15 protein-coding genes are annotated in these 13,946 nt (G+C 65.8%); 9 read left to right on the top strand and 6 right to left on the bottom strand.

Features of this window, described 5'->3' with window-relative positions:
- The first annotated feature begins 1 nt into the window (after nt 1).
- Together JN302_RS07395 and JN302_RS07400 are read left to right on the top strand one after the other, a co-directional pair.
- Nucleotides 2–883, top strand: a complete 882-nt coding sequence (locus tag JN302_RS07395; RefSeq protein ID WP_202332474.1) for an SDR family NAD(P)-dependent oxidoreductase — start codon at nt 2–4, stop codon at nt 881–883.
- Nucleotides 873–1,643 (top strand): SDR family NAD(P)-dependent oxidoreductase, encoded by a 771-nt coding sequence (locus tag JN302_RS07400; RefSeq protein WP_202310911.1) that lies wholly within the window; start codon nt 873–875, stop codon nt 1,641–1,643. The genes JN302_RS07395 and JN302_RS07400 overlap by 11 nt, the downstream gene beginning before the upstream one ends.
- A 2-nt stretch (nt 1,644–1,645) precedes the next feature.
- Here JN302_RS07400 and JN302_RS07405 read toward each other — a convergent pair whose 3' ends face one another.
- Genes JN302_RS07405 through JN302_RS07415 form a run of 3 tightly spaced genes read right to left on the bottom strand, consistent with a single transcriptional unit; the run spans nt 1,646 to nt 3,814 of the window.
- Nucleotides 1,646–2,131 (bottom strand): nuclear transport factor 2 family protein, encoded by a 486-nt coding sequence (locus tag JN302_RS07405; RefSeq protein ID WP_202310912.1) that lies wholly within the window; start codon nt 2,129–2,131, stop codon nt 1,646–1,648.
- 22 nt (nt 2,132–2,153) lie between these two features.
- Nucleotides 2,154–2,948 carry a hypothetical protein gene (locus tag JN302_RS07410; protein ID WP_202310913.1) on the bottom strand — a complete coding sequence of 265 codons (795 nt, stop codon included), beginning with the start codon at nt 2,946–2,948 and terminating at the stop codon, nt 2,154–2,156.
- Nucleotides 2,945–3,814: a CoA transferase subunit A gene (locus JN302_RS07415; RefSeq protein ID WP_202310914.1), complete on the bottom strand. Its 870-nt coding sequence runs from the start codon at nt 3,812–3,814 to the stop codon at nt 2,945–2,947. The genes JN302_RS07410 and JN302_RS07415 overlap by 4 nt, the downstream gene beginning before the upstream one ends.
- A gap of 163 nt (nt 3,815–3,977) precedes the next feature.
- On the opposite strand from JN302_RS07415, the gene JN302_RS07420 reads away from it, so the two are divergent.
- Nucleotides 3,978–5,162, top strand: coding sequence for an acyl-CoA dehydrogenase family protein (locus JN302_RS07420; RefSeq protein WP_202310915.1), 1,185 nt, complete (start codon nt 3,978–3,980; stop codon nt 5,160–5,162).
- 4 nt (nt 5,163–5,166) lie between these two features.
- A complete protein-coding gene (locus JN302_RS07425) occupies nt 5,167–6,255 on the top strand; it encodes an acyl-CoA dehydrogenase family protein (protein ID WP_202310916.1) in 1,089 nt (362 codons plus the stop codon).
- A gap of 4 nt (nt 6,256–6,259) precedes the next feature.
- Here the strand turns inward: JN302_RS07425 and JN302_RS07430 are convergent, their stop codons facing one another.
- From JN302_RS07430 to JN302_RS07440, 3 genes are all read right to left on the bottom strand, one after another.
- Nucleotides 6,260–7,054 carry an enoyl-CoA hydratase/isomerase family protein gene (locus JN302_RS07430; RefSeq protein WP_202310918.1) on the bottom strand — a complete coding sequence of 265 codons (795 nt, stop codon included), beginning with the start codon at nt 7,052–7,054 and terminating at the stop codon, nt 6,260–6,262.
- Between the two features lie 42 nt (nt 7,055–7,096).
- Nucleotides 7,097–7,900, bottom strand: a complete 804-nt coding sequence (locus tag JN302_RS07435; protein ID WP_202310920.1) for a glucose 1-dehydrogenase — start codon at nt 7,898–7,900, stop codon at nt 7,097–7,099.
- Nucleotides 7,901–7,962: 62 nt separating this feature from the next.
- On the bottom strand, nt 7,963–8,763 hold the full coding sequence (locus tag JN302_RS07440) for an enoyl-CoA hydratase/isomerase family protein (RefSeq protein ID WP_202310922.1): 801 nt from the start codon (nt 8,761–8,763) through the stop codon (nt 7,963–7,965).
- Nucleotides 8,764–9,022: 259 nt separating this feature from the next.
- Between JN302_RS07440 and JN302_RS07445 the strand changes: the two genes are divergently transcribed.
- From JN302_RS07445 to JN302_RS07465, 5 genes are all read left to right on the top strand, one after another.
- Nucleotides 9,023–9,652, top strand: a complete 630-nt coding sequence (locus tag JN302_RS07445) for a TetR/AcrR family transcriptional regulator (RefSeq protein WP_202310924.1) — start codon at nt 9,023–9,025, stop codon at nt 9,650–9,652.
- A gap of 56 nt (nt 9,653–9,708) precedes the next feature.
- Entirely contained in the window at nt 9,709–10,821 is a 1,113-nt protein-coding gene (locus JN302_RS07450) for an IS630 family transposase (RefSeq protein WP_202332475.1), read from the top strand.
- A gap of 1 nt (nt 10,822) precedes the next feature.
- Complete coding sequence (locus tag JN302_RS07455; RefSeq protein ID WP_202310928.1) at nt 10,823–11,551, top strand: SDR family oxidoreductase; 729 nt, start codon at nt 10,823–10,825, stop codon at nt 11,549–11,551.
- A gap of 92 nt (nt 11,552–11,643) precedes the next feature.
- Entirely contained in the window at nt 11,644–12,861 is a 1,218-nt protein-coding gene (locus JN302_RS07460) for an acyl-CoA dehydrogenase family protein (protein WP_202310930.1), read from the top strand.
- A 16-nt stretch (nt 12,862–12,877) separates the two neighbouring features.
- Nucleotides 12,878–13,939, top strand: coding sequence for a phosphotransferase (locus tag JN302_RS07465; RefSeq protein ID WP_202310932.1), 1,062 nt, complete (start codon nt 12,878–12,880; stop codon nt 13,937–13,939).
- The last annotated feature ends 7 nt before the right edge of the window (nt 13,940–13,946 follow it).

A 13,946-nucleotide genomic window follows, 5' to 3' on the forward strand; every position in this document is an offset into this window, starting at 1 on the left:
GATGATAGAGTTTCAAGGCAAGGTCGCGGTCGTGACCGGTGCGGCCAGCGGTATCGGGCGCGGGCTCGCTCTGCGCTTCGCCCGGGAAGGGATGCGGCTTGTGCTGGCCGACATCGAAAAAGCACCCCTGGAAACACTGGCCGAAAAGCTGCGTGCGGACGGCAACGAGGTCGAGACGCTGGTGGCCGACGTCTCCAGCGGCGAGGCGGTGGAAGCGCTCGCGGTCCGCGCCTATGACGCGTTCGGCGCCGCACATGTCGTCTGCAACAATGCCGGCATCGTTCCGGCGGGCCGCTATCGGCCTGTGTGGGAGTTCTCGGTCGAGGACTGGCGGTGGGCAATCGACGTCAACCTGATGGGCGTCGTCCACGGCATCCGCAGCTTCGTGCCGCGCATGCGTGCGGCGGGCGGGTGGGGCCACATCGTCAACACGATCTCGGTGGCCGGGCTCTATGGCGGGGCCGGTTCGCCGGTCTACGGGGCGTCGAAGCACGCCGCGTTGCGGGCGACGGAGGCCCTGTATTCATCGCTGGCGGAGGAGGGCTCGCCCATCGGCGTGACCGCGCTCTGTCCCGGTGTGGTCAGAACCGCTATCGGCACGTCGGAGCGTAATCGCCCGGCCGGCTTACGGCCGAAGAGCGAGCGGTCGGACGAGATCGCGGCGATGCAGGCGGCGTCCGACGCCGTCACCGCCAGAGGGCTCGATCCCGATGCCGTCGCCGCGATGGTCATCGAGGCGATGATCCGTCGGCAGTTCTATCTGGTCACGACAACGGCGTTTGACTGCGCAATCCGCGTCCGCATGGAAGACATGCTGGAGCGCCGAAACCCGACGCCGGTGGATCTGCTGGCGCTTGCCACGGGCGACGTGAATGGCCGGTGACGAGATCATGCCGTGTGGGCGGTTTGGTGGCCGGATCGTGCTCGTGACGGGCGCCGCAAAGGGGATTGGCGCCGCCACAGCGCGCGCTTTCGCAAGCGAGGGCGCGACCGTCGTGCTGTGCGACATCGACGAGGCTGCGTTGAAGGACACCGTCGATGCCCTGGCCGGAAGCGGCCACTGCGGGATACGGCTCGACGTGACCTCCGAGGCGGACTGGATCGCCGCGCTGAGCGAGGTCGAGAGCGCGTTCGGCAAGCTCGACGTGCTGGTGAACAATGCCGGCTGGGGCGAGTTGCGCAGCCTGTTCGACACGAGTTTCGAACAATGGCGCAGGGTGATCGCGATCAACCTCGACAGCGTCTTTCTCGGAACCCGTAACGCCATGCCGCTGCTCGAGAAGTCGGGCAAGGGTTCGATCGTCAACATGTCCTCGATCCGCGGCCTGGTGGCCGGCGTCGGCTCCGGACCCTACAGCGCTGCCAAGGCCGGCGTGCACCTGCTGACGAAAGCGACCGCGATCGAATGCGCGGCAGCCGGCAAGCCGGTGCGGGCCAATTCGATCCATCCCGGCTTCGTTGACACGCCGCTGTCGAAGCAGACCGGCGAGGAGGCGCGCAACGCACGTCGTAGCACCGTGCCGCAGGGGCGGCTGGCCGAGCCGGAGGAAATCGCAGCCGGCATCCTGTTCCTCGCCTCCGATGCCGCAAGCTATGTCAACGGGACTGAACTGGTCATCGACGGCGGCTTCACCGCCGTCTGACCTCAAGTCTTCGTCCTGTGCGCTTGCAGACCATGGCCGGCCTGCAGCGCGGCCAGCTGCTCGGCACCGACGAGAGCGGCGGAGACGTCGCGCCGGGAAAAGAGCCAGCCCCGGACGGGATGCCTGCGGAATTCGGATTGGTACTGGACGAGGAACGGAGGGGCTTCCAGCGGGCCAGGCTCGCGGTCACGCCAGCCGCGGGCGCGGTAGGCGATCGTGTAGCAGAAGCCGGTCGCCCTCCCCTCGTCGAGCGCCTGGACGATGACATTGGTCACCAGATGCCGGCAGACCAGATCCTGCTCGCGCGCCTCGAGCCAGGCGAGAATGCTCTTTGGCCCCTCATAAGCGCGGCCGAGCATGTTGAGCACGGCATCTTCCGTCCACATTGCGAGGAAGCTCTCGTGCTCGTAGGCGTCGAGCAGGTTTGCGTATGAATAGGTCAGCTTCTCGCAGGCGCGCTCGGCCAGCATCCGATTGAGATCGTCCATCGTGTCCTCTCCTGAGGCGATATCAGCGCGGTACGCGATCGCGGCCGACCAGATCGGCTTCGGCCTCGTAGATGCGCTGGAATGCGTCGAGCAACTGGGGGCGGTCGCTGATGAAATCGAGGTCGCGCAGGCCAAGCGGGTCAATGTCGGGTAGAAGCGCGCGCGCCGCGTCGGGCATGTCCTCGATCGGCATCAGTCCGTCCGAGACGATGAAGTCGAAACCGGTTCTTTCGCGCAGGCCGTCGATATCGATCTCAGCTGCGATCTCTTCCAGCGTCCAGGCGCCGGCTTCGTGCGACCAGCGCATCACGCAGAGTTCGGTGAACAGGAGCGAGGGCGTGTCGCGGGTAGCCGCGCAGGTTGAGACGAAATCGACCTTCTCGACCAACTGCCGCGCCGAATGGACCGGCAGGACGAAATGGACCGCACGCGCGTCAGGCAAGCCGCGGGTGCCGCCGAAAGCCACCTTTGGCAGGGATGGATCGCCGAGGCCGGAAAGATTGGCGTTGGCCCGGCCGTCGACCTGCGCCGGCGTGGCGAGGAGCGCATGCGGTTCGGACTGCGTGTCGAACACGCCGGGAAGCGTCACGCGGGCGTGGGGCCTCTTGTTGAACAGCCAGGGGCGGGCATTCAGGGACAGAATGCCTGCCGGGTCGTAGGCGCCGCCATGCCCCCACAGGCTGAGGCGGCAGCCCAGAAGCTGCTGGGCGAGACGCACGCCGAGCGTCGCCGACGAGGAGGCCGTGAATGCGGTCCCTGCCGGAAGGTGCCTGGCGTGACGGGCGATCGTCCAGGACAGGCGGTCGGCGCGGCTCATGGTTCATCTCCCGCACGTTCGAGCCGGGACAAGGCGATGGCCGACAAATCGGCCGCGCTTGCGCCGGCGGCGGATGCTTCGACGTAGCGTCGCATTGTCGGAAAATCGAGCATGTAGTTCGGCAGGCAGCTTCCCGGCAGCGCGCCTCCGGGCGCGAGGACGACCGCGTCGACGACCGCGCCGATCAGGTGCACGTCGCGATGGCGACGTTCAAGTTCCGCGTCGTCGATCAACCGTTCGGCGGATACGACAACCCGTTTCGCCGCCCGCGCGAGGATGGGATCGAGATAGATGTCGCCTTCGGCGATCGCCCAGCCTTCGGGATGGACCGCTTCGGCATGCAGGATGGCGAGATCGAAGGCCGGTGCGCGGACGGCGAAGGCCTGTTCCGTGCCGAAAAGGGCGGGGGCGGGGGCAATATGGGGATTGACCCTGAGCAGGTCGGTCGCCGGATCCAGGGGAACGACTGCATAGGGGGCCTTTTCGGCGGCGGCACGCCAGGCCGCGAGCTGCGTCCACTCCGACCATTCCTCGAAGTCGACGCCGCCGGATTGCCGCGCCGTCCGGAACAGGGGCGCAAGGCCGAAATGGTCGAGCCCGACATGACAAGCGCAGATCCGCGCCACCTTGCCGGCCGCCAGCAGTACTTCGACGTCCAGCCCACCGGCGAAGGTTTCGAGCGTCAGCCCGCGCACCGGCGAGGCGGCGATTTCGCGCACCAGCGCCATCGGCTTGCGATCCAGGCCGAAGCCGCCGAGTCCGATGCACATGCCGTCCCGCAGAAACGGGCGCAGCGCGCTCGAGGCGTCGGTCAGCTTGCCGAGCGCCGCACGGTCTTTTGTCAGGTTGCCGGTGTCGTCCGCCACGCAATGCTCCGGATGGTTTCCTCGCCCACGGTCTCTTTGCGCCTTTGCCGCTGCCGTGTCGAATACTCTTAGGGACAAATCCGTCACTCGTAAAGATAATGCAACCGACTGGACGGTTGAATATTATTCGAATAGGATCGAGGTGCTGCGACGGGAGGACGGAGTGCGCTTTCCACTGACAGACGATGAAGAGGCGTTCCGCGCAAGCGTGAGCGATTTCTGCGCGCGGGCTCTGCCCCGTTCGCTCAAGGAAAGGGTCGAGGCGGGCGTCGATCTCGATCGCGCCGACTATGTCGGCTGGCAGCAGACACTCGCGGCGGGCGGTTTGCTGTGCGGTGCCTGGCCGAAATCCCACGGCGGCAAGGGTTGGAGCGCGCTCCAGTCCTATCTCTTCGACGAGGAATGCTCGCTGGCCGGGGCGCCCTGGCTGCTACCCTTCGGCGTCAACTATCTCGGGCCGGTGCTGTGCGAATTCGGCAATGAGGAGCAGAAGCGGCGCTACCTTCCCGGTATCCTCGACGCCAGCACCTTCTGGTGCCAGGGCTATTCCGAACCCGATGCGGGCTCCGATCTCGCCTCCCTGAAGACCCGCGCGGTGCGCGACGGCGACCACTATGTCGTCAACGGGCGCAAGATCTGGACGACGATGGCGCATTGGGCCGACCGTATCTTCTGCCTCGTGCGCACGCGGGCCGAAGGCAAGCCTCAGGCGGGTATCTCCTTCCTGCTGATCGACATGAAGGCGCCGGGCGTCACCGTGCGGCCAATCGTGTCGATGGAGGGACGCCATCACCTGAACGAAGTCATTTTCGAGGAGGTGCGCGTGCCTGTCGCGGACCGCGTCGGCGAGGAGAATGCCGGCTGGACAATCGCGAAATTCCTGCTCGGCAACGAGCGGTTGCTGGTGGCCGAGATCGGCAAGCAGAAACGCACGCTGCGGCTGATCCGCGAGGGGCTCGACCATCTGCGCGAAAGCGGTGCGCCGCTGTCCGGCAGGACCTGGGTGCGCGAGCGACTGGCCGAACTCGAAGCGCGGCTGATGGCGCTGGAGTGGACGGCGCTGCGCATCGTGCGCACCGCCGACGGCGGCCCGACGCCGGCTTCCGTCAGTATGCTGAAGATACGCGGCTCCGAACTGGAACAGGCATTGACCGAATTTGCGATGGACGTGCTGGGCCCCGCCGGCCCGCGCTACGACCCGCATATGAAGGCGGGCGACGCCGACCCGGCGGAGGTGAGACGCAACGGGGTGGTCGCGCGGCTGCTCGCGGCACGGGCGGCTACCATCTATGGCGGCTCTAACGAGGTCCAGCGCGGCATCATCGGCCGCAGCCTGCTGGGAGTATGACGACGTGCAGGGTCTGATCTCGAGCGAACAGGACATTTTCGGCGGGTCGGTCAAGCGCTTCGCCGAGCAGGAATATGGTATCGGCCCGTCGCCGCACCGGCTGGCATTCGACCGTGCGCGGCTGCGCCGGCTGGGCGAACTCGGCGTCCTGTCGCTCGCCATTCCGGAGGAAATGGGGGGCATCGGAGGAGCGGTCGAGGCGATGGTCGCACTGGCGGCGCTGGCTCCGTCCCTTGCGCCCGAACCGATCGTTGCAAGTTCGATTCACGCCGCGGCACTCATCGCCGAAGCGGCTCCTTCCGACTTAGCGGCGCCCCTGCTGCAACGCATTGCCGAGGGACAAGCCGTCGCTGCCGTCGCTGACTTGGAAGCTGCGGCGCGCTACGATCGGGCGGCAATCACGATGACGGCCGTCGCCAAAGACGGCTCCTACCTGCTGGACGGCGTCAAGCCGATGGTGCCGTTCGGGGCCGAGGCGGATGTGCTTGTCGTCAGCGCCATCGTCGACGGCGAACCGGCCCTGTTTCTTGTCGATCCGAGGAGCGATGGGGTCACGCGATCGCCACGGCCGCGGATCGACGCTATGCCGGCGGTCGACATCGTGCTGTCGGGTTGTGCAGTGCCCTCTGCGTCGCGTCTGCAGAACGCTCCCGTGCTCCCTGCGCTGGAACGCGCCGCCGACCTCGCCACGGCGGCGCAGATTGCCGAGATGGTCGGCCTGATGGATGCCCTGATCGCCGCGACCGTCGACTATGCCCGCACCCGCAAACAGTTCGGCGTGGCGATCGGCAGCTTCCAGGCGATCCAGCACCGCATGGCCGATATGTGGATCGCCTGCGAGGAGGCCCGCTCGCTGGCAGCGGCGGCGGCGCTGGCCTGCGCTTCAGGCGAACCAGGGCGTGCGCGCACGGTGTCGGCGGCCATGATCACTGCCTGCGACGCGGCGCATCGGGTCGGCAACGAAGCGATCCAGATACACGGCGGCATCGGCATGACCGACGAGTTGGTCGTGAGCCACTGGTACAGGCGCCTGTGGGCGCTGCGCCAGGAGGGCGGCGACCGCCACAGGCACCTCGAGCGACTGGCGAACTGAGGATCTATCGGCGACCAAAGGCAGGACGCCGCCCCTCGCGGAAGGCGGCGACCGCCTCGCGATGGTCGGGCAGCATGCTGGAGGCGACCTCATAGCCGAGTGAAGCTTCGAGGACGGAATCGGCGAGCTGCCTGAGACCGATGTTGACCGACATCTTCGTCCAGCGGATCGCGTGCTGCGCGCCACGGAGAAGCTTATCCGCGAAGCGGGCCACTTCCTCGTCGAGCTTGTCGGACGGCACGACGATGTTGACGAGGCCGATCGCCTCCGCCCGCTCGGCGCCGATCAGGTCGCCGGTCATGAGAAACTGCTTGGCGCGGGAATAGCCGACGAGTTGAGGCCAGATTACCGCGCCGCCATCGCCGGCCACCAGTCCGACGCGGACGTGCGGGTCGCCGATGCGTGCATTCCTGTCGGCGATCACCACGTCGCAGAACAGGGCAAGGGTCGCACCGAGGCCGATCGCGTCGCCGTTCATCCGGCAGATGATGGGCTTGTCGAGATCGAGCAGCGAATGGATGATCCGCCGGCCCTCTATGCCGATGCCGGCCATGCCGCCCGGCGTGTCGAGCAGTGTCTGCATCCAGTTGATGTCGCCTCCGGCGCAGAAGGCCTTGCCGGCGCCGGTCAGCACCACGACATCGGTCTCGTCGTCCTGGCCGACATCGATGAAAATGGTCGACAACTCGGCATGCATCCTGGCGGTGACTGCGTTGAGCGCTGCGGGATTGCTCAGTGTCAGGGTCAGCTTGCGCCCTTCGCGGCTCACTTCGATGGCCTCGTATCGGTCGTAGTTCATGATCCCTCCCGGTCATGTTCCGCCGGCGGGTGGCCGACCTGTTCAGGTGAGTGTCAGGCCGCCGTCGATGACGAGCGTCTGGCCAGTCACGTAGCTTGCGCCATCCGAGGCCAGGAAGGCCACCGCGGCGGCGAGCTCGCTCGGATCGCCCAGCCGCTTCATCGGAATGTCGGTGCGCATCTGCTCCACGATGTCGTCCGGCACGGTCAACGTCAGACCCGAGCGCATCTGGCCCGGCGCGATGGCGTTAACGCGTATGCCGCGGTGCGCCCATTGCGCGGCGAGGTCCCGCGTCAGGTGGATGAGCGCCGCCTTTGTCGTCGTGTAGGGCACGATCTGGGCCCGCTCGGGCGTGAATGATGTCAGTCCCCCGGTCGAGGCGACAAAGATGATCGCGCCCTTGCCCTGCTGGATCATCAGCCTGGCTGCCTCGCGGGCCGCGATGAAGGCGCCGGTCAGGTTCACGTCGACGATTTTGTTCCAGCCGGAGAGCGGAATCGTCTCGGGTGCGCCGGACCATGAGGCGCCGGCATTGTTGACCAGGATGTCCAGCCGTCCGAAGCGCTCCTGCACCGCCGCGACCGCGGCCTTGACCTGCGCTTCGTCGGAGATGTCGCAGGCGAGCGCGACGGTCTCGACTCCGAACGTCGCCGCGATGTCGTCCGCCAGAGCCTGGCACTGGTTCAGTTTGCGGGCCGCCAGGACGATGCTGGCACCCTGGTCCGCAAGCGCCGCCGCCATCGCGCGGGCAAGTTCTCCGTGTCCGCCAAGGATGAGCGCCGTGCGCCCCTTCAGCGAGGCAAGGCCCGCCAAGAAGCCGGGCCTGAATTCGTCACCGTCCGCCATTGCCGTTCCTCGAAAAAGCGGCCCCGCGCAGATATGGCGCGGGGCCTACGGGAGGAAGGGTTCTACCTGCCGATCCACGTCGGCTGACGCTTCTCCAGGAACGCGCTCACGCCTTCCTTGGCGTCCGCCGACTGGTGGACGACGTTGCAGGTCATGGTCTCGAGCGTAATCAGCGATTCCGTATCGGCGTCGAGGCCGCGGTTGATCGCTTCCTTGGTCATCCACATGCAGAACGGGCTCTTGTCGATCAGCGGTTCGCAGAACTTCTCGATCAGCGCGTCGAATTGATCCGGCTCCGAAACATCGTTGACCAGGCCCCATTCGATCGCCTCGGTTCCGCTGAGCAGCTTGCCGGTCAGCATCAGCTCCTTGGACTTGCGCAGACCGATATAGCGCGGCAGGCGATAGATCGGGCCGGCGCCGCCGAACAGCGCACGGCGAATATGGAAATCGCCGATGCGCGCCGTGGTGGTGGCAAGTGCGAAATCGCACGAGATCATAAGCTCGAATCCGCCGGCGACGGCGTAGCCCTCGACCGCGGCGATGGTCGGCTTCTTCATGTTGAAGAAGTGATTGTAAGTGCGGGCCGACTGCTGCGCGAGATCGAGCGAGTCGACGGTGGTGTGCAGGGCGGGGCCGACCAGCTGGCCCAGGTCGGCACCAGCGCAAAAGGTGTTGCCGCGTCCGCGGAAGACGACGACCCTGACGCTCTTGTCCGCTTCGGCCCGGCGGCCGAACTCGCCAAGCAGGTCGAGCACGCGGGGGCTCACGCAATTCTTCACATGCGGGCGGTTGATCCAGATCGTGGCGACAGGACCTTTCACCTCATACTGGACGACATCCTCGGTAACAATCTGGTTCATTTTCCTCTCCTGTGCGTTCCTTGGCGCCTGCTTCGAGGGTCCGAATTAGGCGGAGTTATATGATCGACTGACTAGTCGGTCTATGAATGCCGACAAAGAGACTCGTTGTCAAGTGCGCAGGACGGCAATGATACGTACGGAGACACGCCCGGATTAATTCGACTTTCTGGACGGTTTATAATTTCCCTGTTATCTGTCGGGGTGAAAAGAAGGGAAGGCAGTGTCGGTGAACGATTCAAGCCAAGATCGGGACGGGACGATGATGACCGAAAAGCCGGCGCCGCGAAAACGTGGGCCCAAGGTCGACATCGAACTCACCCGCCAGAGGCGGAGCGACATCGTGCGCGAAGCAGCGCATCTTTTCGACCGGGTCGGCTATCACGGCGTCAACATGGAGATGATCGCGGAAGCGGCCGGCCTGAAGAAGCCGACACTCTACCACTATGTCACGGGCAAGGACGAGATCCTGTTCAACATGCAGGAGTCCATGATCGTGCGCATGCGCGAGAACATGGCCGAACGCGTGCGCGAGGGGCAGGACTGCCTGGCGATCCTGCGGGGCGTTTACGAGGACATATTCACCCAGATGCGGGACTCCCCGGGCACGGTGCGCTCGTTCTTCGAGCATCAGCGCGAAATGAGCGAGGAACAGCAGGCCAAGATCCGCAAGGAAAGGCAGGACTATACCGCACTCGTGATGAAGGTCCTGTCCGATGGAATGGACGCCGGTGTGCTTGTTCGCGGTGATGTGCGGCTGACCGCCCTGTGCTTCTTCGGCATCTGCAACTGGGCTTACCAGTGGTATCGGCCGTCGCGGGACCCCGATCCGGAACTCGTGGCGAGGCAGTGCTTCGAGATCTTCGCGCGCGGCATCGCGGTGCAGCGCTAGTGTTCAGGCGCTAACAAATGATTCCCTTCGGGCCGCAAATCAGTCAGTGTGCGGCCATGAGGAACGACATCTGCATTTACGTGAGCCCGGCGGACCGGGCTCGGCTCGAGCGGCTTGTGGCGAATCGCAACACGTCGCGCAAGGCGGCCTGGCGGGCCGAGATCGTGCTGGCGACGGCGGACGGGCTCGGCACGATGGCGATCATGCGGCGCACGGGGAAGTCGAAGCCCGCCGTGTGGCGCTGGCAAGAGCGTTACATCGAGGCCGGCGTCGACGGGCTGTTGCGCGACAAGACGCGGCCGGCGCGCAAGAAGCCGCTCTCGGCGGAGGTGAAGCTCGCCGTGCTGACCAAGACGGCGCAGGAGCGGCCGCCGGGCGGCGGCACGCACTGGAGCGCGCGGACGATGGCCAGGACGGTCGGCATCAGCCACAGGAGCGTGCAGCGCATCTGGGCGGAGGCGGGCTTGAAGCCGCACCTGGTGACCACGTTCAAGCTGTCGAATGATCCGAAGTTCGCCGAAAAGGTGACCGACGTCGTCGGCCTCTATCTCAACCCGCCGGACAAGGCGCTGGTGTTCTGCGTGGACGAGAAGAGCCAGATCCAGGCGCTCGACCGCACCCAGCCCGGCCTGCCGATGAAGAAAGGCCGCGCCGGCACGATGACCCACGACTACAAGCGCCACGGCACGACCACGCTGTTCGCCGCGCTCGACGTGAAGACTGGCGCGGTGATCGGAGAATGCCAGCCCAAGCATCGGGCCAAGGAGTTCATCCGTTTCCTGAGAACCATCGACCGCAACACACCCAAGTCCTTGGACGTGCACCTGATCGTCGACAACTACTCCACCCACAAGACCCAGGCGGTGAAGGACTGGCTCGCCAAGCATCCGCGCTTCAAGCTGCACTTCATCCCCACGTCGTCGTCCTGGCTCAACCAGGTGGAGCGCTTCTTCGCCGAGATCACGAGGAAGCGCATCCGGCGCGGCGTCTTCACGAGCGTCGCCCAGCTCGAGACCGCTATCTGCGACTATCTCGACGCGCACAACGCCGACCCGAAGCCCTTCGTGTGGACCAAGAGCGCCGATGTCATCCTCGCCAAAGTCCACCGCGCCCGCGCTGCTCTTGACGCCGCCAAGAGCAGGAACCAAGCGTTGGAGTCGGAACACTAGCATGCTGCTCAAGGACAAGATCGTACTCGTGACAGGCGCCTCGGGCGCCCTGGGCAGCGCGATCGTGGCGGCGGTGCGGGAACAGGGTGGGACGCCGTTCGCCACCGATCTCAAACCGGACGGCTCGATCGACGCCGCGCACGACGTCACGTCCGAAGCCAGCTGGAGCGAGGTATGCGCTGAGATCGACAGGCGGCACGGCCGGCTCGACGGACTCGTCAACAATGCCGGCATCATTCATGTCGGCAATGTCGAGACGACGGACCTTGCCGCGTTCCGCAATGTGATGTCGGTCAATGTCGACGGCCTGTTTCTCGGCTGCAAGCTGGCCTGGCCGCTCCTGCGCAAGAGCACCGCCGCGTCGATCGTCAATGTCAGTTCGACGGGCGGGCTGGTCGGAAGTGCCGACCACATCGCCTACACGGCGTCGAAGGGTGCCGTCAGGATCCTGTCCAAATCGGTCGCCTTGCACGGAGCCCGCTTCGACCCGGTGATCCGGTGCAACTCGCTTCACCCCAGCCTGATGGCCGGCAACATGGCCGACACGATCGTTGCAGACATCAGAAACCCGGCCCTGACGGCGGAGAGCGTCGCGGCGGCCCGCAACCCCATGCGCCGGCTGGCGCTGACGTCAGAAGTGGCGGGCGCGGCGGTCTTCCTGCTGTCTTCACTGTCCGGTTTCGTCACCGGCAGTGAGCTGGTCAGCGACGGCGGACTGACGGCCATCTGACATAAATTATAAACAACCGACTAGACGGTTGCCTTTTTATTGCGTAGGAATCTCCCCGATCATTGGTTGCGATTACGGGGGAGGCCCAGTCGATGTTCGAGTTCTCCGAACGGTCCCTAGACCTGCAAAGGCGCGTCAAGGCGTTTATGGAGGAGCACGTCTATCCGGCCGAGAGCGTCTACAAGGCGCAGCAGGCGGAACTCGCGGACCGCTGGGACAGTCCCGCCATCATGGACGAGCTCAAGCGGCGCGCGAAGGAAGAAGGGTTGTGGAACCTGTTCCTGCCGGAGAGCCATGACGGCGCCGGCCTGACCAACCTGGAATATGCGCCGCTGTGCGAGATCATGGGGCGTTCCTACATCGGCCCGGAGGTCTTCAACTGCTCGGCGCCTGACACCGGCAACATGGAAGTGCTGGAGCGCTACGGCACGGACGAGCACAAGGAGCGGTGGCTCAAGCCGCTGCTGGACGGCGAGATTCGTTCCGCCTTCTCGATGACCGAGCCCGCCGTCGCGTCTTCCGACGCCACGAACATCAGCCTTTCCTGCGTTCGCGATGGCGATCACTACGTGCTCAACGGGCGCAAGTGGTGGACGTCCGGCGCCGGCGACAACCGCACCAAGATCCTCATCGTCATGTGCAAGTCCAACCCGGACGCCGCGCGCCACCAGCAGCATTCCGTGATCCTGGTGCCGAAGGACACTCCGGGCGTGCGCCTGATCCGCTCGCTGAAAGTGTTCGGATACGAGCACATTCCCTGCGGCCATTTCGAGATCGAGTACAAGGACGTGCGGGTGCCTGTCGGGAACATGCTGCTCGGCGAGGGACGGGGCTTCGAAATCGCGCAGGGCCGTCTCGGCCCCGGCCGCATCCACCACTGCATGCGGATGATCGGCGTGGCCGAGCGGGGACTCGAATCAATGATCGCCCGCGCCCGCCAGCGTGTCGCCTTCGGCAAGCCGCTGGCGGACCAGGGAATGGTGCGCGAGGCGATCGGCCTGTCGCGCATCGAGATCGACCAGGTGCGTCTGCTCACGCTGCACGCGGCGAACATGATGGACAAGGTTGGCAACAAGGCCGCCCGCAGCGAGATCGCCCAGATCAAGGTCGCGGCGCCGAACATGGCCTTCCGCGTGCTCGACCGCGCGATACAGGTGCATGGCGCCGCCGGCGTCAGCGAGGATTTCGGTCTCGCCGACGCGTGGACGTTTGCCCGCGCGGTCCGGCTGACCGACGGTCCGGACGAGGTGCATCTCGCCGCGATCGCCAAAATGGAACTCGGGCGTGACCTTCCGGCAAAGCCGTGGTGAACGGGCGGCACGCAAGATGAGCCTCGCCGACGAAACGACTCCAATCCGCAGCGGCCATGAGTTCGAGGTCGCGCGTCTGCTCGACTACCTGGCGCCGCACATTCCCCAACAGCAGGGCGCAGCGAGCGTCACACAGTTTCGCGGCGGCCAGTCGAATCCGACCTTCCTGATCCAGTCGGATGACCGCGTCTGGGTGCTGCGCAAGAAGCCGCCGGGCGTGCTGCTGCCATCGGCGCACCAGGTCGAGCGCGAGTACCAGGTGATGAAGGCGCTGGCCGGAACGGACGTTCCCGTGCCGCGCATGATCGTCCTGTGCGAGGACGCGTCCGTCATAGGCACACCCTTCTACGTGATGGAAGGCATCGAAGGCCGGGTGATCCGCGACCTGACGCTGCCCGGTCTGTCGCCGGGCCAACGCCGCGCCGTCTACGACGTCCAGGCCGAGACCCTGGCCAGACTGCACACGGTCGACTGGCGGGCCGTCGGCCTCGAGGGCTTCGGCAAACCGACCGGTTACGTCTCCCGCCAGGTCGCGCGCTGGACCAAGCAGTACGAGGTGACGCGGACCCACGAGATCGCCTCGATGGACAAGGTGATGCCGTGGCTCGCCCGCAACATCCCCGAAGGCGACGAGGCGGCGATCGCGCATGGCGACTTCCGGCTGGAGAACATGATCCTGCACCCAACCGAGCCCAAGGTGCTGGCGGTGCTCGACTGGGAACTGGCGACGATCGGCCACCCGCTGCCCGACCTAGCCTACAATTGCCTGCCGTACCGCGTCGATCCGGATTTCCCCGGTATCGGCGGCCTGCGCGACCTGGACTATGTGGCGACGGGCATCCCGAGCGAAGCCGACTATGTCGCCACCTATTGTGCCGCGGCTGGGCGCAAGGGCATCGACCATTGGCACTACTATCTGGCCTTCTCGCTGTTTCGCACGGCGGCCATCCTGCAGGGCGTCTACAGCAGGGCGCTTCAGGGGACCGCCTCGAACGCCAATGCGCTCGAGGTCGGCAAGCTCGCCGCGCAGGCGGCGGACATGGCCTGGGAACAGACCCGTCTCGACGGGCGCAACTAAGGGACTT

Origin of the sequence: Mesorhizobium sp. L-8-3 (assembly GCF_016756615.1) — a bacterium.
Lineage (GTDB): Bacteria > Pseudomonadota > Alphaproteobacteria > Rhizobiales > Rhizobiaceae.